Source organism: Flavobacterium humidisoli, from assembly GCF_023272795.1.
Lineage (GTDB): Bacteria > Bacteroidota > Bacteroidia > Flavobacteriales > Flavobacteriaceae > Flavobacterium > Flavobacterium humidisoli.
Window position 1 is genome coordinate 4,323,753 of record NZ_CP096829.1, and the last position, 18,944, is coordinate 4,342,696.

An 18,944-nucleotide genomic window follows, 5' to 3' on the forward strand; every position below is an offset into this window, starting at 1 on the left:
CCTCAACTATATGGATACTATATCATTAACTCCGTTAAGACCAAGTTTACAGAAATACGGAATTACAGAAAAGAAAAAAGCCGAACTAGATTTACTTAAAAATCAAGTAGTTGATGCAACGGCAATTGTACAGCAACAACAAACAATTGTAAATTCCCTGAATGAAAAAGCAACACGATATCAAGGTTATTTATTAGTTTCTGAAAGCAATCGTACGCATGCATTAAGCAACAAAAACTTGATCGATCAAGTTATTCAAAATGCTTACGACTTAGCTCTCAATTCAAGAGTTGCTTTTTCAAAAACGGCATATGCAACAGAAGATTCAACAACAGTTAGCAAAAGCATTAGTGACTTAATCAGCAAATTAATTTATTCTGTAGAAATAATTAATAAACTGTCTATTCTAGTTATTCGAAAAAAAGCACTTAATCCGTTAATTTCTGATGATTTAATCGCAAGAATAAATAGTGCGGGCACAGACGCAAATAATGCGGTTGCTCTTACGCTAGTTGCTTTAAAATCTACATTGGCGGCAGAAGCTTCTGTTCTGGAATCTGAAGCGGCAATTACTTTAGAAAGCAAGCAGGCAACAAAATTATACCTGACTTTAACAGATGAAAAATCTTTAGACGCCCCTTTATCAGTACAGCCTACAGATAAGACTTCAATAAGAGCCTTAATATACAATGCGTATAAAAATGCTCAGGTTTCTTATGATAAAGCCAATACTGCAAATGACGAAACGGGAAGACAATTGAGCATTGCAACTGCCAATTTAAATAAAGCGCAGATCAAGCTGCAATCGCTTCAATCTAGCTTAGCTGCGGCAACTGCTGCTGCTTATGCATCTTAAGATCAATTAAAATGTCCACTGTTTGCTTATTGCATTCAGTGGACTTTAATCAATAATTTTTAAGGTTATGGATCATACTAATAAGAATTTTTACAGGCATTTTTATCTCAAAACTGGAGGATTTCTGCCTGCCAAACCGTTAAATAAAAGTCTTTTTCCTGGTGATTATTTTCAGATTAAAAACGGCGAAATTATTCTTCTTGGAAACATTTATCGCAATGGCATTATATCACGCCATGATGCTGATATAAGCGGAGTAATTGCCTTAAATGATGCCAATTGGAATTTTAGTGATGGAATTTCAAAACCTTATTCAGGACGATCACACGCGCATGGTTCTATTGAAGGCAATTTTGAATTTAGCAAACAGATATTGGCTTTTGCTAATAAAGGAAGCTTCATTTTTAAAGCGGAAGAACCTGAATCTGTAAAAATTAATAATTGGAATGAAATCCAACAGCAATTAATTATAAAGCTCACACAAACCTTATATTCTTTTAGGGAACTTTATGTTATAACAGAAAGTGCAACTGCAAAAAACACAACTCTAGCCATATCTGGCGAAGCAAATGCAGAGTTAGAACTGGCTTGTGAGGCCGAAAATTTTGGATTGTCTGATATTTTCGGACATCAAAATACCAAAACAATTCAGTCGAAAGATATCGAATATTACCACCGAGAAACCAAAAGAAAACCTGCTTATTTCAAAGCTAAAAAATTAGTCGTACAAGACGAAAAATTAGCATATTTCATTACTGATTTTATTGCCAAAGAAAACAATACAAGCGAATGGGCAGATTCTTTCTTTGATTCGAATTTTCATAATGATGCGGATTATAATACGCAAATGATTATGCAAAATACTCAAGGTTTTTATTTGGATATGCTGCAATGCAATGAGTTAAATCCTAATACAACTTTGCTTTATTTTAAATGGGCCGATGCTAATCTAGACGATGTAGAAAAATTATTTGGAGCTTATGGAAACTAATCCGAATATTATCTCTTTGTATAACGAAATGGATTGGCTGCAAAAGGTAATCGATCAGGTTATTTGCAGTTATCTGCTTCAAGAAGGTCATGAAAACCGCTGGCAGGATATTCCGTTACCCGAAGCTAATGCCGAAACTGAAGATAGCGTTTATTACAAAAAAATAATAGAATGGAATTTAAATCTGTATGAAAGGCTTTGCCTTGCCTTGATTCTCGCACCACAAATTAAACCCGAAATTCTAGATATTTTCTTTAGTAAAAATGCTATGTACGATCGTGGTTTTACTGAATTTGGCGGCGTTATCAATAAAAATCATAGCGGCTTTTTACCAACAGGTCAAACTCTATCTTTTTTAATTTCGGCCGTAAATCCTGAATTAAGAATTGAAGTGCTTTATATTCTGAATACTTCGAATATACTTTCAAGAGAACAGGTTTTGGTTTTAGAAAATAACGAATCTAATGTTCCTATTTTGAATCAGGTTCTTTCGATTAACGAACGTTGGTTGAACTTTTTTATAACAGGCACTTTACCTAAATTGGAACACAGTGTTTCTTTTCCTGCACAGCAAATTTCGACCAAACTAAATTGGGAAGATTTGGTTCTTGAAGAACACGTTATGAATCAGGTTATGGAAATTAACGCTTGGCTCAATCATGGCAAAACTCTTATGACAGAATGGGGGCTTGAAAACAAAATAAAACCTGGTTATAGAACCCTTTTCTACGGGCCTCCAGGAACGGGTAAAACGCTGACAGCAACTTTGCTTGGGAAAAGCACAAACAGAGAAGTTTATAGAGTTGATCTTTCTATGATTGTCTCTAAATATATTGGTGAAACTGAAAAAAATCTATCTAAAATATTTGATGTTGCACAACACAAAGATTGGATTTTATTTTTTGATGAAGCTGATGCGCTTTTCGGAAAAAGAACAAATGCTTCTTCTTCAAACGATCGGCATGCCAATCAGCAAACGGGATATTTACTGCAACGAATTGAAGATTTTCCGGGAGTGGTTATTCTGGCATCCAACTTAAAAGAAAATATGGATGAAGCTTTTTCGAGAAGATTTCAGTCTATGATTCATTTTACAATGCCAACCGCTGAAGAAAGAATTCTTTTATGGCAAAAAGCCTTTTCAGGAAAATGCCAGCTTAGTCCAGATATTGCTATCGAAAGCATTGCCGAAGAGTATGAACTTGCTGGTGGAGCGATTATTAATGTGTTGCGATTTTGCGCTCTGGCTGCCATTCAGAAAAATGAAACAATTGTGAATCAGCACGATCTATTGGAAGGAATTAGACGCGAATTTAAAAAAGAGAACAAAACACTTGTGGTTACTCAAATGAATTGATGTGATGAAAAAGGATGAAAACCTAAAAAAAGTTGCCATTGCCGCGCCTCAGTTACACCGTCATAAAGTGAAGCTTAAAATTGGGAACTGGAAAAAGCATTTTGATTTCAACTATGTGAATACCATAATTGCATTGGCTTTAAATGATTTCGACGACAAAATTTTCTTTTATATAAATGGATATCTTATTACAAGTAACAATCTTTATTTGGTTGTACAAACGACCGAAAAAAGTGCAGAAGAAATGGTTACTAAAATTGAGAATCAAATCATTAATTTATTAAAAACGAATCCTCAAAAACTAAAAGAAAACCGTAGCGAGGTTTCTATTATAGCTGATGATGAAAATCTTTTTTACGCCGCAAGAAAGCCTTTATTTAAAATTTATCCTTTAGAAAATGATCATCTGATAAAACTGATTACAGGACAAAAAGTAACTCTACCCTACTTTGATCGGGATTTAGAGCATTTGAAAAATAGGATTCGCAACCATCCTTTTTGTTCGGCAATAAACTATTTGGGTGGAATTGGCCCTGTAAAAGTCACATTGTTTAAAGATCAAATAGACCCTGAAATTTAAGCGCTTATAATTCTAAAAAAATAAAAAAATGACGCAACAGTATAAAAAAATATCTGAGAATAAAACCTCTACAATTGCGGCAAATACTGCACGCGGTAATAATACCGTTCAATTAAGAGACAATCGTGCTTCAACTTCGACTATAAATAACAATACTCCAATAAGACAATTAAAATCTAATCAGGCCATCGCTAGTTTTAATTCTAATGTTGTACAGTTAATGAAATTTAACAAAGAGCAACGAGCAAAAAAATTAGCAGCGAATAAAAAGAAAAATGATGGTTTTCATACCTGCGATCACTGTGGTTTTCAGCATTCACTAGTGCATTATGCAACATTCCAAAACAGAAGAATGGGCGACGGACAGTTTCACATTGATCATATACAGCCTGCTTCAATGGGTGGACGAAATAATATGAGAAATGGCAGAGTGCTTTGTGGAACTTGCAACACTTCTCGAGGAAACAGAGCACATGTTGGCGCTACTGGTTTTAAAAAATATCATGCTCTACATAGAAAAACAGCTAAAAAGGACTACAAGCGCAAACCAAGTAAAAAAAGAAGGTAAAACACTTACATGAAAAAATAACTAAAAAACATTTATAATTTAGTTTTTATGGAATATTCTACTGATAAAACGAAAACACAATCGGCTGCAAATAGTGCTGACGAAAAAGTCTCTCAAAATAAAGCAAGAGAACTCACGGACAATCGCCCCGTTTCTGTTTTACAAAGAAAAAACAACAATACTGGTCTGCCTGATAATCTAAAATCAGGAATAGAAAACCTTTCTGGTCATTCTATGGATGATGTGAAGGTTCATTACAACTCAGATAAACCTGCACAGCTTAACGCTCACGCTTATGCACAAGGATCAGATATTCATCTAGCATCTGGACAAGAAAAACATTTGCCTCATGAAGCTTGGCACGTTGTTCAGCAAAAACAAGGACGAGTAAAACCAACTTTGCAGATGAAAGGAAAAGTAAATGTAAACGATGATAAAGGCTTGGAAAATGAGGCTGATGTTATGGGGGCGAAAGCTATTCAATTGACTAGATATGAGTCTAAGCCGAATCTACAATCAAAATCAAATTTAATACAATCAAATACAGATGTTTTTCAGCTTATGACGTTTAGTCGATTTAACTGGAAACAAAATCCACTTAACTGGGGTTGGAAATACAATCAAAAGGAACAAACCCTTTTAGCTCTTGAAACAAAAACACAAAAGTTAATAGACCTTCTGGAACATTACAAAAATGGAACTTTTGGGGAGGATATTCTAAAAATTGCCGGTGAATTTTACTTCATCTCTAATAAAGAATATGCGGAAACAGATTATGATAATGTTCTTAATGAATTGCAGAATTTATTTACAACTGCAGAAGACCTTTCTCACAAAATAGAATTAGCAGATTCAGCTGATCCACATATGAATGCGGTATTAAAAAATGAATCAGGAAAAGGAGCTTTTACAAAAGAAGTAATAACAGAGCTATTAAAAGTATACGCTGCACTACCTCCAGCAATGAATAACTCAAAAAACAAAGAACTTATTAAAGATGCTATTTACCCTGATGCTAAACAAGCCTCCGGATTTATTAATGAGGATATGTCATCATCTACAACAAATTTTGCTAGAACTAGAGGCGCATTGTTAACCAAAAATTTTATTCAGCTAAACAATCGGATTATAAATTCATGGGAATCTATAAAAATAAAATTTAATATCGATGGAAATCTTAAAAACATAGAACTAACGGGATCTGATTTTCATAACTCTGGACAACAAGTTGCTATAGTTGAATCTACAACTGGTAAAAAAATTGTTTACAAACCTAGAAGCATCTCTCCTGATGCGATGTTAACACAAGAAAAAAATAGTGCCTTCCATGATTTAAATAAATTAAGTGGTAATAAAGTTAAACTCCCTACAATGAAGTTTCAGGAAAAAAAAGATAAGGCGGGCACATTTAGCTTTGTAGAATTTCAGCAAAAAGAACGCGAACAAACTGTTGACGAAATAAAAAAACATTACGAAAGATATGGCGAACTTGTTGTTGCTTCAAAGCTATTAGGCATAAATGATCTTCATAATGAAAATATTATGTCAAAAAAAGGCACTCCTACTATTATTGATGCAGAAACTGCATTTCTACCTTTTGTAATGAAAGAAAATTCTTTTGCCAAAACGGAAATAGGAATGTCATTAACAAGTTTTAAAAAACATATGGGTAGTGACGAAGCTGAAAATTTTTTCTACACAGCTGCAGAAAAAAGCGCCTACGATCTAAATCCTAATGGCGATTTTGTCGCTTATATAAATGATCTGCGAAAAGAAGATTTAAATGGACAAAAAAAATACTTGCCCTATTTTGAAAAAGGCTTAGAGAATGTAATTAATCTTGTAAAAAAGAAACGAGAAGAGGTAATTAAAATACTTTTAAGCCGCATGAGTCAAGTCAAAAATGTACGGGTAGTACCTTTTAAGACGCAAGATTTTCAAGATAGCATTCGTAATTATAGAGCAATGTTAGTACAAAATGATCAAGGAAATGCTAATGCAATAGTAGCTTCAGATGTAACAAAAATGAAAAACGCTATTAAGCAGAAAGGCTTTATAATAATAACAGATGAATGGGCTCCAAATGTAACAAGCAAAGTCGGAAAAGCTTTAAAAGAAGATTACGAAGCATCTGATACTCCTATTCTACATTTTGAACCTTCAACAAATCAGTTATTATTTCATGGTCAGGATGTTGGTTTTTCCGAAAGCTGGGAAGATCACGAAAATTTTATAAAACAAATGGTTTATAAAATCTATTATGCCGATAAAAATTCAATCATGAATGATTTAAATGTAAATAAGTAACATTTTATGTTGAATAGTTTACAAAGACTTTCCTCTTCATCAACAAAAAATTGATTTATCTACAGACAGTTTGTACTTTTGCGGTATGAATGATAATTTTATAAATGAATACTTTGGTATCGGAATACAAAATGGTAAAACACCAGAAAACTTAGGTGTTTTGTGGCGATCGGCTCAAAACTTAGGTGCCACTTTTATATTTACAATCGGCAATCGATATGCTAAACAAGCGTGTGATACGCATGATGCGGTAAAGGCGATTCCGTATTTTCATTACGATACTTTTGAAGCTTTTTTTGAAAACTTACCAAAAGGAGCAAGATTGGTTGGTGTTGAACTATCTGAAAAAGCTTCTGATTTAGAAACCTTTGAGCATCCAAGGCGTTGCGTTTATGTATTGGGCGCAGAAGATCATGGTTTGTCTAAAAAAGTAATGGAAAAATGCCATCATTTAGTAAAATTCAAATCAGAAAAAAGTTTGAATGTAGCTGTTGCAGGAACTATTGTTATGTATGATCGAAATTTGTCTAAACCACGTTCTTAAAAACATATAAAAAAAGACGCTGTAATGGGCGTCTTTTTTTTCTAACATGCGAGTATTATTTTCTTAAATCAAATCTATCTAGATTCATTACTTTAATCCAAACTGCGATAAAATCATTCACAAATTTCTCGTGAGCATCGCTTGCTGCATAAACTTCTGCAATTGCTCTCAATTCTGAGTTTGATCCAAAAACAAGATCAGCACGTGTTCCTATCCATTTTGGCTGTCCAGTACTTCTGTCATTTCCTGTATAAAGTTCTTTGTCATTTGAAACAGATTTCCATTGTGTATTCATGTCCAATAAATTTACAAAGAAATCATTTGTCAACTGACCCGGTCTATTGGTAAAAACACCATTTTTACTTCCGTCTGCATTGATATCCAAAACACGAAGTCCGCCTAAAAGAACCGTTAATTCTGGTGCAGTAAGAGTTAGTAAATTCGCTTTATCTATAAGAAGTTCTTCTGTTAAAACAGTCGATTTTGTTTTTCTGTAATTTCTAAAACCATCAGATTTTGGTTCTAAAAATCCAAACGATTCAACATCTGTCTGTTCTGCAGATGCATCCATACGTCCAGGCGAAAAAGGCACTTTTGCTGATGCTCCTGCATCTTTAGCCGCTTTCTCAACAGCTGCAGATCCAGCTAAAACAATTAAATCAGACAATGAAATTTTTTTATCACCATTTGCAGCATTAAATTCTGTTTGAATACCTTCTAATTTATCTAAAACAACTTTAAGAGCAGCTGGATTATTTACTTCCCAATCTTTCTGTGGCGCAAGTCGTATACGTCCACCGTTTGCTCCACCACGTTTATCTGACCCTCTAAAAGTAGAAGCCGAAGCCCAAGCTGTAGCAACCAATTGAGACACGCTTAATCCTGAATTTAAGACTTTTTCTTTAAGCTGTTCTATATCTTGGTCATTTATTAAAGTATGATTTACTTCTGGAATAGGATCCTGCCAAAGCAGTTCTTCTGTAGGCACTTCAGATCCAAGATAAAGAGCACGAGGCCCCATGTCACGATGCGTCAATTTAAACCATGCACGAGCAAAAGCATCTGCAAACTCATCTGGATTTTCCAGAAAACGACGTGATATTTTCTCATAAGCAGGATCTAATCTCAAAGATAAATCTGTAGTCAGCATCGTTGGCAAGTGTTTTTTATTAGCATCAAAAGCATCTGGAATAATTGCTTCCGCATTTTTTGCTACCCATTGATGTGCTCCTGCAGGACTTTTTGAAAGTTCCCATTCAAAACCAAATAAATTCTCAAAAAAGTTATTGCTCCATTGCGTTGGTGTTTTTGTCCAAGTCACTTCAAGTCCGCTTGTAATAGCATCTCCACCTTTTCCTGAGCCAAAACTGTTTTGCCATCCTAATCCTTGTAATTCTAAACCAGCTGCTTCTGGTTCAGCTCCCACATGATCTGATGACGCAGCACCGTGCGTTTTACCAAAAGTGTGTCCACCCGCTATTAAGGCTACCGTTTCTTCATCATTCATTGCCATACGTCCGAAAGTGTCTCTAATATCTCTAGCAGCCGCAATCGGATCCGGATTTCCATCAGGTCCTTCAGGGTTTACATATATAAGTCCCATTTGCACTGCTGCAAGCGGTTTTTCAAGATTTCTGCTATGGATATTTCCGTCAGCATTATCATCAGATGATACCACTCCATGATCTTTTGGAACACCTTCAGAACCGTCTTTATAACGTTCGTCACCGCCTAACCATGTTGTTTCAGAACCCCAATAAACAGATTCGTCTGCTTCCCAAACATCGGCACGTCCTCCTGCAAAACCAAATGTTTTAAAACCCATTGATTCTAAAGCCACATTCCCTGTTAGAATCAACAAATCTGCCCATGAAATCTTTTGTCCATATTTTTGTTTTATGGGCCAAAGCAATCTTCTCGCTTTATCAAGACTTACGTTATCTGGCCAGCTATTAAGAGGCGCAAATCGCTGCTGTCCTGCTCCTGCTCCGCCTCGTCCGTCATGCACTCTATAAGTACCTGCACTATGCCAAGCCATTCTTATGAAAAGACCTCCATAATGACCAAAATCTGCAGGCCACCAATCTTGAGAATCAGTCATAAGAGCATGCAAATCTTTCTTTAATGCCTCAATATCGAGACTTTTAAAAGCTTCTGCGTAATTAAAATCCTTATCCAGCGGATTTGATAATAACGAATTCTGTCTTAGGATATTTACCTTTAACTGTTTCGGCCACCAGTCAAGATTTTTAGTTCCCGATGCTGCCTGTTTATCCATGCTCCCATTATGAAAAGGGCATTTGGTAATGTCATTTGATTGATTGTCCATAGTTGAAAAATTTTATTTTTGACTAAATTACAAACTAATGAAAAAGAAAATTCTGACTGTGAATCATAAATAATTCTTAGAGAATAGACAAAATCTATACACAATTATTTTAATGATTCTAATTCCTTATAATACTTCTAATTATATAAAAACATTGTTTTTGAAAGACAACAATACTCTTATAATTTTAAATTTTGCTTCTATAAATTTAGCAAAAAGAATCTTTTTATCGTCATAAACATTTAATTGCTTCTCTATTATATCTTTATTTCTTGCTAGTTTTCAATTCTATTGACTATTAGAGTCAGAGAAAAGCTTAATCTTTTTTAAAACCATTCAATAAAAAAGGGTGTTTAAAAATTTAAACACCCTTTTTTAATTCAACTTAGTATTAACACTTACTTTATAAACTCAATAATAAAACCTCCTTTAGGAGCAACATTATATTGCCTGTTAGCAGTTATTGGAAAAGTTTCTACTTTAAAATCCATTAACGGATCTTTACCTTCAGTAATGATTTTGAATTTCGAATAACCTTTTCCATATTTAGCCAAATCAATTGAAACGGGCAAAGACGAATTAGTTCCGTTTATTCCTATAATATAAGAAAGGTTATCTTTTTTACGAGACAGCACAATTGATTTGCCAGGATCTGCTACAACAGCTTCGGTTTTATCCCAAGTTGCAGGCATTTCTTTTATTAAAATCTTAAGTTCATTTGGCAATGAATTAAAAACTTCTTCAGAATCTGCAAAATGAATAATTCCAGATGTGTAAATCATAGCCATTGCTAATTCATGAACGGAAGTGTTTACACGTTTGTATTTTCTAAAAGTCAAAGCAAACGGTGTATAATCTGCTGGACCCGCTACATTTCTTGTAAAAGGTAAAACTGTATTTTGTTCTGCTGCTTTTTCTGGAAATCTTGGTTCGTAGAAATAACTTTCTGTTCCTAAAATAGCTTCTGCTGTTACAAAATTTGGCCATGTTCTGTGCCAGCCTCTCGGAACTGTTGTTCCATGCAAGTTCACTAACAAATGTTCTTTTGCTGCATCTTCAAAAACGCCTTGTAAAGCAGCCATAACTTCTTGCCTGTCAGAACACCAAAAATCAATTTTAACACCTTTTACCCCCATTTCTGCAAGCTCCTTAAATCTTTTCTTTCTTTTTTCAGCATCAAAATATTCAGCCGAATACCCCCAAACTAATGGTTGAACTCCCTTTGATAAAGCATGGTCAATAATCTTCCCTTCTTTATTGGCTTTTTCCCAACCTGCATCAAAAAGAGTGTATCTAAAACCAAATGACGCAGAAACGTCTGTAAACTTTTTATACATTTCAGGGGTAAAATCTTCAGGATGTGACCACCACGACCAAGCTGCTTTTCCTGGTATAATCCATGAAGTATCTTCGATTTTAGAAGCTGGAGCCAAATCGGTAATCATGGTAGACAATAATATATCTCCTGCTTTATCTCCAATCATAATCACTCTCCATGGCATTATCCAAGGCAAGTTTGACTCTGGAAAAGCATTTCCTTTATCTGGTAAAGGCAAAGTATATTTTTCGTCATTTTTAGCAAAAGCAATTCTGTAAATCCCATCCTTAGAATCTGGGTCTAAATGACAGCCCGGAAACGCACCATCTGTTCCTGATTCTGCAATTAAAACCCAGTTTTTAGCCTCATTTACATTAAAAAGTGCTGGCATACACCAACCAATAGATTCACCTCTTGCACCGTTTATTGGATCTCCAGGTTTTACATTAATATAAAAATCCTCATACCCTGGAGTATAATCTCCAGCTTTGTTATAAGGCTGTAACCATCCTTTTGCATTTGGAGCTATATGAAAACCAGTCAATTCATTTTTAAGCACTCTGGTTTGTTTTTCCTGCTCTGTAAACTTATATCTAAAAGCAACTCCTTCTTGACCTGCAATTAAATCTATTGTCATTAAAGCACCTTTGCTATTCTTGAATGTGATGCTTTTACTTTTAAAAATATGATCTGCAACTTTGTTATTGGCTACTTTAAGCTCATATTTTTCACGTTTTTCTTCAATTGATGAAACTTTTACAACTGATAGTCCAGAGGTAAAATCGTTATTTTCAAAATTTAATCCTAGTGGAGAATCCAAAATTATCACTTGGTCTTTGCGGGTAACTTTATAAGACAATTTTCCATCTTGGGTTAAAGACAGTGTAATCTTATTTAGATTGTCCTTAGACTTAAGAGAAAGTTCTTCATTTTGTGCCACACAGCTTGTCAGCATCAAGAATACGGCGGGTATCAGCACGGTTAAAGATCGGTTAAGAAACATTTTTTTCATTTATATAATTATTAGAGGTGATAGTTCAATTTGTTGGCTGCTATGTCAAAAGCATACGTAATAGTTTCATTGTAAACCTGTCCTGATCGGAATATTGTATTCGGAAAATGTTCATGATTCGGACTATCAGGATAATATTGGCATTCTAAACAGAGTCCGTCAAAAGAGCTGTATAATTTCTCATGTTCTCCGACAATATCACAGTTTAGATAATCTCCAGTATATAATTGCACTCCTGGATAAGAAGTATAAACAAGCATTATCCTTCCAGATTTTTCATCATACAACTCGCAGACAGCACTTTCATTTTCACTATTTCTATCAAAAATATAATAGAGATTAATGCCGTTGTTTCGCATTATGTCATTTAGTTTATCCTTCAAAAACAAATATTCATCGGCAAGTATAATTTTCCCTGTCGGAATATAATCGGCAGTACTTTCCAGAATTTTAGATCCCTGAATGGTAAGCTGATGATCGTGTATTTTTTCTTTACAGGCCGATAAATTAAAATAAGAATGATTAGTAAAATTTAACGGAGTTGCTTCATCAGCTTCCGCCAAAAAATCGATTTTGAGTTCGTTTTCATCTGTCCATTTATAGGTCACTTTCGTCTTTAAATTTCCAGGGAAGCCACCTTCTCCATTTTTACTTTCAAGAATAAAAATTACGGCATCGTCTTCTACAATAAAATCAAACACTTTGTTATTAACCCCAGCCGAACCACTATGATTATTGTTTTTACCATCGTTTTTATCGAGATGATAGGTTTTATTTTCGATAGAAAATGCCGCATTATGAATTCTGTTTGCAAAACGCCCAACCGTTGCACCTATATAAGACTGATCTTTTAGGTAACCTTCTAAGGTAGGGAATCCTAAAACCACATTTTCTTTGTTTCCTGCAGCATCTGGCACCACTATGGATTTTACTATGGCTCCATAATTAAGGAGTTCGACAGAATTACCGTAAGCATTTGTGATTCGAAATTTGAAAATTTCTTTTTCACCGTGCCAGCCAAAAGACTCACAAACAATATCATTTGAGGGATTCATATAGTTTTACAAAAAGATTAAAATAAGCATCGTTAGTATAGAATTTCAAATTTAGTTTTGATTATTGTTCTCAAAATGGACATTTTTTGTGAAAGCATGGATTAAATTACGATATTTGAAAAAATACAATCTGGATTATGAAAAATGCAGCACAAAAAGAAAAAACAAAAGTTAAGGAAGGTTTTTTAGGACAGCGAATGATTGTAATTCCAAAAAATATACTTTCAATCATCAAGAAGAATCCGTTGATAGCTGGTTTGTATTTTACCGATATTGGCGTTTTTCCCAATGCAACCCATCACTCCATGAAACGAAAACATGGCAGCAAGCAATATATTTTAATTTATTGTTATAAAGGAGAAGGCATCATTAGTCGAGAAAATAAAATAATAACTTTAAAAGCCAATACCTTTTATATAATACCTCCTGAAGTTGCACATGATTATTATGCTTTAAAACAAAACCCATGGAGTATTTACTGGATTCATTTTACAGGAACGCAAGCACCTTTTTTCTATGATAAATTCATTGCTGAACATCCTGATAATGCTCCTCAGTTATCACTTGAAGAAAGACGCATTGAACTTTTTGAAAACATTCTCGATGTTATGGAAGATGGTTACAGCGCCAGCAATCTCGAATTTGCCAATCTTTCGTTATGGCAGTTATTAAACACTTTTCTGTATGAAAAATTCTTCATTCAAAAGAACCGAAAATTTTCAGAGGATAATACTATTGAATCGGCCATTGACTACATGAAAAAACATCTGGATCTTTCCTTAAAAATTAATGATGTAGCAGCCTATTTTAATTATTCTCCTTCGCATTTTTTTACCTTATTCAAGAAACAGACAGGCTACTCTCCTATACATTATTTCAATTATCTAAAAATGCAGAAGGCCTGCCAATATCTTAGTTTTACTACAATGAGCATAAAAGAAATCAGTTTTAATTTAGGTTTTAATGATCCTTTGTATTTCTCTCGTTTGTTCAAAAAAGTAATGAGTACTTCACCTATACAATACCGCACCGAATACAAGCAGTAACGCAATTGTTTTCGTATTTTAAAACATAGTATCAAAAAATCAGATTATAATCCATCTATTCAAAAAAAATATCCATAAATCAAAGGTTCCGATTCCGCTAATTTTACAAAAGCTATAAAACCTTTTTATGAAAAACTATAATTATACCTTTTTACTATCAATCAGCCTTGTTGCGGCATTGGGTGGATTACTCTTTGGTTACGACTGGGTTGTAATCGGCGGTGCAAAACCATTTTATGAACTTTATTTCGGCATTACAAATTCTCCAGCATTACAAGGCTGGGCAATGAGCAGTGCGCTTGTAGGCTGCGTTGCGGGAGCAGCCGTAGCAGGAAAATTAGCAGACAGCTATGGAAGGCGTCCTATTCTAATCGTTGCTGCCGTATTATTCTCCTTATGCGCTCTTGGAACAGGAGCATCTGAAACTTTTACTGTATTTATCATCTGGCGTATTATTGGCGGGGTCGGAATCGGAATTGCCTCCACGATTTCTCCTTTATATATTGCAGAAATTGCCCCTCAGGAAACTCGAGGATTATTTGTTTCGATCAATCAGCTTACAGTTGTTATTGGAATTCTTGCGGCACAGATTACCAATATGCTGATTACCGATATTATTCCGCCAGATTATTCACCTGCACAGATTTTAGCTTCTTGGAATGGCCAAACAGGCTGGAGATGGATGTTTTGGGCAGGATTTTTTCCAGCAGTGCTTTTCTTTGTATTAATGTTTTTGATTCCTGAAAGTCCACGATATCTGGCTAAAAAAGGAAGTCATGACAAGGCCGAAAATACTTTAACCAAAATTGGCGGACTGGCTTACGGAAAAGAAGCAATTGCCACAATTAAAGAAACTTTTACTGAAGAAATAGAAAAAACCGACTTCAAAATGCTGTTTGACAAAAAAGCCTTACCCATTCTTGTAATCGGAATTGTATTGGCTGCTTTCCAGCAATGGTGCGGTATAAATATCATTTTTAACTATGCTCAGGAAATCTTTGTTTCAGCAGGTTATAGTATCAATGATTTGTTTATGAATATCGTTATCACAGGAAGCATCAATCTTATCTTTACATTGGTTGCAATGGGAACTGTAGACAAAGTTGGCCGAAAAAAACTAATGCTTTTTGGTTCAGGCGCACTTGCCATAATCTATGCTTTATTGGGTTATTTTTACTATACCAATGTTACCGGTTTCCCTTTATTATTATTGGTATTATTAGCAATTGCTATTTATGCCATGTCCCTTGCTCCTATTACATGGGTAATTCTATCTGAAATTTTCCCTAACCGAATCAGAGGTGTTGCGATGTCTGTTGCCACATTTGCACTCTGGATTGCATCTGCACTGTTGGTACAAACATTTCCGATCTTCAACGAATACTTAGGCACATCTGGAACTTTCTGGATTTACGGAATTATCTGTGCCTTAGGATTTTTGTTTGTATTCAAAAAACTTCCTGAAACCAAGAACAAAAGTCTTGAAGAGATTGAAAAACTAATGGTTTCTGATAAAGAATCAAAGAATATTCAATAATTTAAATTTCATTACATCATGCAAAAAGTAAATGTTTGGAAGGAAAAAATAATCCTGCCAACTTATGAGGTGGGCAAACCTGAAAAAAATCCTGTATTTATTGAGAAAAGAGTGTATCAGGGAAGTAACGGATCTGTGTATCCTTATCCGGTTATTGAAAAAATCGCTGACGAAAAAACCAACAAAGAATACCAAGCCGTTTATCTTGAAAATGAGTTTGTCAAAATAATGATCCTGCCAGAACTTGGCGGACGTGTTCATATGGCTTATGATAAAACCAAAGAACGTCATTTTGTGTATTACAATCAGGTGGTAAAACCAGCATTAGTTGGACTTACGGGCCCTTGGATTTCGGGCGGAATTGAGTTTAACTGGCCACAGCATCACAGACCAACAACTTTTGATCCTGTTGATTTTACAATAGAAGAACATGAAGACGGTAGCGCAACGGTTTGGTGCAGCGAAGTAGAACGTATGTTTAGAACCAAGGGTATGGCGGGTTTCCGATTATATCCTGATAAGGCTTATCTTGAAATTAAAGCGCAATTGTACAACCGAACATCATTTCCTCAGACTTTTTTATGGTGGGCAAATCCTGCTGTAAAGGTAAATGATGATTATCAGTCGGTTTTTCCGCCAGATGTAAATGCGGTTTTTGACCACGGTAAACGTGATGTTTCGTCTTTTCCAATTGCAAAAGGAACGTATTACAAAGTCGATTATTCGCCTGGAACAGATATTTCTCGTTATAAAAATATTCCCGTTCCAACATCTTATATGGCAATTGCCTCTAAATATAATTTTGTGGGCGGTTACGAAAATGATTCAAAAGGCGGTTTATTGCACGTAGCCAATCATCATGTTTCTCCAGGAAAAAAACAATGGACTTGGGGACATGGCGATTTCGGCCGTGCTTGGGATCGTAACCTTACTGATGAAGATGGCCCGTATATCGAATTGATGTGTGGAGTTTATACCGATAATCAGCCCGATTTTACTTGGATTATGCCGGGCGAGCAAAAGGAATTTACGCAATATTTCATGCCGTATCGCGATTTAGGAGTTGTAAAAAATGCTACTAAAAATGCAATGGTTAATCTAGAAAGCATTGACAACAAATTAGTCATTAAAGCCTATACAACGGGAGTTTATCCGAAGACTACGATTACTTTAAAAAACAACAATATTGTTTTATTCCAAAAACAGTACGATGCTTCTCCGTACAATTCATTCGAAGAAACAATTGATTTTGACCACAATGCTTCTTTAGAAGGATTATCAATTTCTGTGACTGATGCAGATGATAAAATTTTAGTTGACTGGGTTTACGAAGGGCAAAACGAAGATGAAATTCCAGAAGCAGCAAAACCTGCACTCGCTCCAGAAGACATCGAAAATAACGAACAATTATTCTTGACTGCCCAGCATTTGGAACAATACAGACACGCTACCTACAGTCCGATTCCGTATTATGAAGAAGCCTTGAAACGTGATTCTGGCGATGTCCGTTCCAACAATGCGATGGGATTATGGCTTATGCGAAGAGCTAAATTTGCAGAAAGCGAGCCGTATTTTAGAGCTGCCATAAAAACTTTGACACAGCGAAATCCAAATCCGTATGATGGTGAAGCTTATTTTAATCTGGGATTGTGCCTTAAATATCAGAATAAAAACAAAGAAGCTTACGATGCTTTTTACAAATCGACTTGGAATGCGGCTTGGCAAAATCAAGGTTATTTTTATGTAGCACAGCTTGATGCTTTAAATGGTGATTTTGAACTGGCATTGGAACACATTCAAAAAGCCATTTCTAAAAACACCGAAGATCATAAAGCGCTTCATTTACAAGTGGCTTTTCTTAGAAAATTAAATCAAAAAGAAAAAGCGCTTCAGCTTGCAAACCTTTATTTACAAAACGATTCATTTAATTTTGGATTACTATACGAAAAGTATATTTTAAGTGCTGATAAAAAAGATCTAGCGTACTTTAATGCCTTAATTCGAAATAATATTCACACTTATATTGAATATGCCTTAGATTACAATGCAGCTGGTTTATATAAAGAAGCGGCTGCGCTATTAAGTGAAGGTCTGAAAGATGAAAACACCTACCCTATGGCGTGGTATTTTGCAGGTTCATTTTATGAAAAATTAAATGATTTCGGTCAAGCCGAAAAATGTTTTAAAATGGCTTCTCAGGAAAAACCAGATTATTGTTTTCCAAATCAGATTGAGGCCGCTTTAGTACTTTCTGAAGTAATTCAGAAACAAACCAATGATGCCAAAGCGCTGTATTATTTAGGAAACTTTTGGTATGCTTCTAAATTTTATGATGACGCCATTTCCTGCTGGGAAAAATCGGTTGCTATTGATGACACTTTCCCTACCGTACATCGTAACTTATCATTGGCTTATTACAATAAATTAAATGATGAACAAAAAGCATTGGCTAGTTTGGAAAAAGCGTTTTCTTTAGATGTAGAAGATTCTAGAATTTTAATGGAATTAGATCAGTTGTACAAACGTTTGAACAGAGATTTGGTCTTCAGATTGGCTTTCTTAGAAAAACATTTGGAATTGGTGATTCAACGTGATGACGTTTACTTGGAAAGAGTGGCTTTATACAACCTATTAGGCAAACACGATAAAGCACTGACTTTAATACAAAATAGAATTTTCCACCCATGGGAAGGCGGAGAAGGGAAAGTTAGCGGGCAATATCTTATTTCTTTAACCGAAATAGCGAAACAGCACATTACTGAAGGGAATTATGACAAAGCCATAACACTTTTAGAACAGGCACAAATATATCCTGAAAATTTAGGTGAAGGAAAACTGCCTGGAGCACAAGAAAATGATATTCATTATTGGCTTGGCGTTGCTTTTGAAAAGAAAAACAATCTGGTAGAAGCTCAAAACTGGTGGCAGAAAGCCACTCAGGGACTAGAAGAACCTACAGCGGCAATTTTCTATAATGATCAGCAGCCGGATAAAATTTTCTATCAAGGATTGGCTTTCTTAAAATTGAACAATATTTCAGAAGCTAATAAACGTTTCGAAAAGTTCGTTGCTTATGCAGAAAAACATGTAAACGATCAGGTTACGATTGATTATTTTGCAGTTTCACTTCCAGATCTTATGATTTGGGAAGATGACTTGGACAAACGAAACAAAATTCACTGCTTGTACATGAAAGGATTAGGTCTTTTAGGTCTAGATAAAAAAGCAGAAGCTGAGGAAACTTTTAAAAGTGTTCTTTCTGAAGAGAAAAGCCATTCGGGAGTTACCATACATCTTTCATTATTAAAAAATGAAGAAGTTTCAATTTAAGTTAGTAGTTTAAATATGTAGTCCTAAAAGTTTTAAACCTCTAAGGACTATGGAAATGAAAAAAGGTTTGATGATTAATTTCATCAAACCTTTTTTATTATTGCTATTTTTTCA

The 18,944-nt window shown here is 34.9% G+C and carries 13 protein-coding genes; 10 read left to right on the top strand and 3 right to left on the bottom strand.

The window, feature by feature from the left end; translation table 11 throughout:
* Positions 1–10: 10 nt before the first annotated feature.
* The 7 genes from M0M44_RS18650 to M0M44_RS18680 all read left to right on the top strand — a co-directional run bounded on the left by M0M44_RS18650 (position 11) and on the right by M0M44_RS18680 (position 7,203).
* Complete coding sequence (locus M0M44_RS18650) at positions 11–856, top strand: hypothetical protein (protein WP_248727042.1); 846 nt, start codon at positions 11–13, stop codon at positions 854–856.
* 67 nt (positions 857–923) lie between these two features.
* Positions 924–1,847: a hypothetical protein gene (locus M0M44_RS18655; RefSeq protein WP_248727043.1), complete on the top strand. Its 924-nt coding sequence runs from the start codon at positions 924–926 to the stop codon at positions 1,845–1,847.
* Complete coding sequence (locus M0M44_RS18660) at positions 1,837–3,204, top strand: ATP-binding protein (protein ID WP_248727044.1); 1,368 nt, start codon at positions 1,837–1,839, stop codon at positions 3,202–3,204. The genes M0M44_RS18655 and M0M44_RS18660 overlap by 11 nt, the downstream gene beginning before the upstream one ends.
* Positions 3,205–3,208: 4 nt before the next feature.
* Positions 3,209–3,784, top strand: coding sequence for a hypothetical protein (locus M0M44_RS18665; RefSeq protein ID WP_248727045.1), 576 nt, complete (start codon positions 3,209–3,211; stop codon positions 3,782–3,784).
* 28 nt (positions 3,785–3,812) lie between these two features.
* A complete protein-coding gene (locus M0M44_RS18670) occupies positions 3,813–4,352 on the top strand; it encodes an HNH endonuclease (protein ID WP_248727046.1) in 540 nt (179 codons plus the stop codon).
* 48 nt (positions 4,353–4,400) lie between these two features.
* A complete protein-coding gene (locus tag M0M44_RS18675) occupies positions 4,401–6,659 on the top strand; it encodes a DUF4135 domain-containing protein (protein WP_248727047.1) in 2,259 nt (752 codons plus the stop codon).
* A gap of 85 nt (positions 6,660–6,744) precedes the next feature.
* On the top strand, positions 6,745–7,203 hold the full coding sequence (locus tag M0M44_RS18680) for an RNA methyltransferase (protein WP_248727048.1): 459 nt from the start codon (positions 6,745–6,747) through the stop codon (positions 7,201–7,203).
* Between the two features lie 55 nt (positions 7,204–7,258).
* Here the strand turns inward: M0M44_RS18680 and katG are convergent, their stop codons facing one another.
* From katG to M0M44_RS18695, 3 genes are all read right to left on the bottom strand, one after another.
* Positions 7,259–9,532 (bottom strand): catalase/peroxidase HPI, encoded by a 2,274-nt coding sequence (gene katG, locus M0M44_RS18685; protein WP_275981819.1) that lies wholly within the window; start codon positions 9,530–9,532, stop codon positions 7,259–7,261.
* Positions 9,533–9,930: 398 nt separating this feature from the next.
* The gene (locus tag M0M44_RS18690; protein ID WP_248727049.1) at positions 9,931–11,862 is read right to left on the bottom strand and encodes a glycoside hydrolase family 97 protein; all 1,932 of its coding nucleotides are present in this window, start codon (positions 11,860–11,862) and stop codon (positions 9,931–9,933) included.
* A gap of 11 nt (positions 11,863–11,873) precedes the next feature.
* On the bottom strand, positions 11,874–12,917 hold the full coding sequence (locus tag M0M44_RS18695) for an aldose epimerase family protein (protein WP_248727050.1): 1,044 nt from the start codon (positions 12,915–12,917) through the stop codon (positions 11,874–11,876).
* Positions 12,918–13,054: 137 nt separating this feature from the next.
* Here M0M44_RS18695 and M0M44_RS18700 point away from each other — a divergent pair, with 137 nt between their 5' ends.
* The 3 genes from M0M44_RS18700 to M0M44_RS18710 all read left to right on the top strand — a co-directional run bounded on the left by M0M44_RS18700 (position 13,055) and on the right by M0M44_RS18710 (position 18,830).
* Complete coding sequence (locus M0M44_RS18700; RefSeq protein WP_248727051.1) at positions 13,055–13,963, top strand: AraC family transcriptional regulator; 909 nt, start codon at positions 13,055–13,057, stop codon at positions 13,961–13,963.
* 127 nt (positions 13,964–14,090) lie between these two features.
* Positions 14,091–15,500 (top strand): sugar porter family MFS transporter, encoded by a 1,410-nt coding sequence (locus tag M0M44_RS18705; protein WP_248727052.1) that lies wholly within the window; start codon positions 14,091–14,093, stop codon positions 15,498–15,500.
* An 18-nt stretch (positions 15,501–15,518) separates the two neighbouring features.
* A complete protein-coding gene (locus tag M0M44_RS18710; protein WP_248727053.1) occupies positions 15,519–18,830 on the top strand; it encodes a DUF5107 domain-containing protein in 3,312 nt (1,103 codons plus the stop codon).
* Positions 18,831–18,944: the final 114 nt, after the last annotated feature.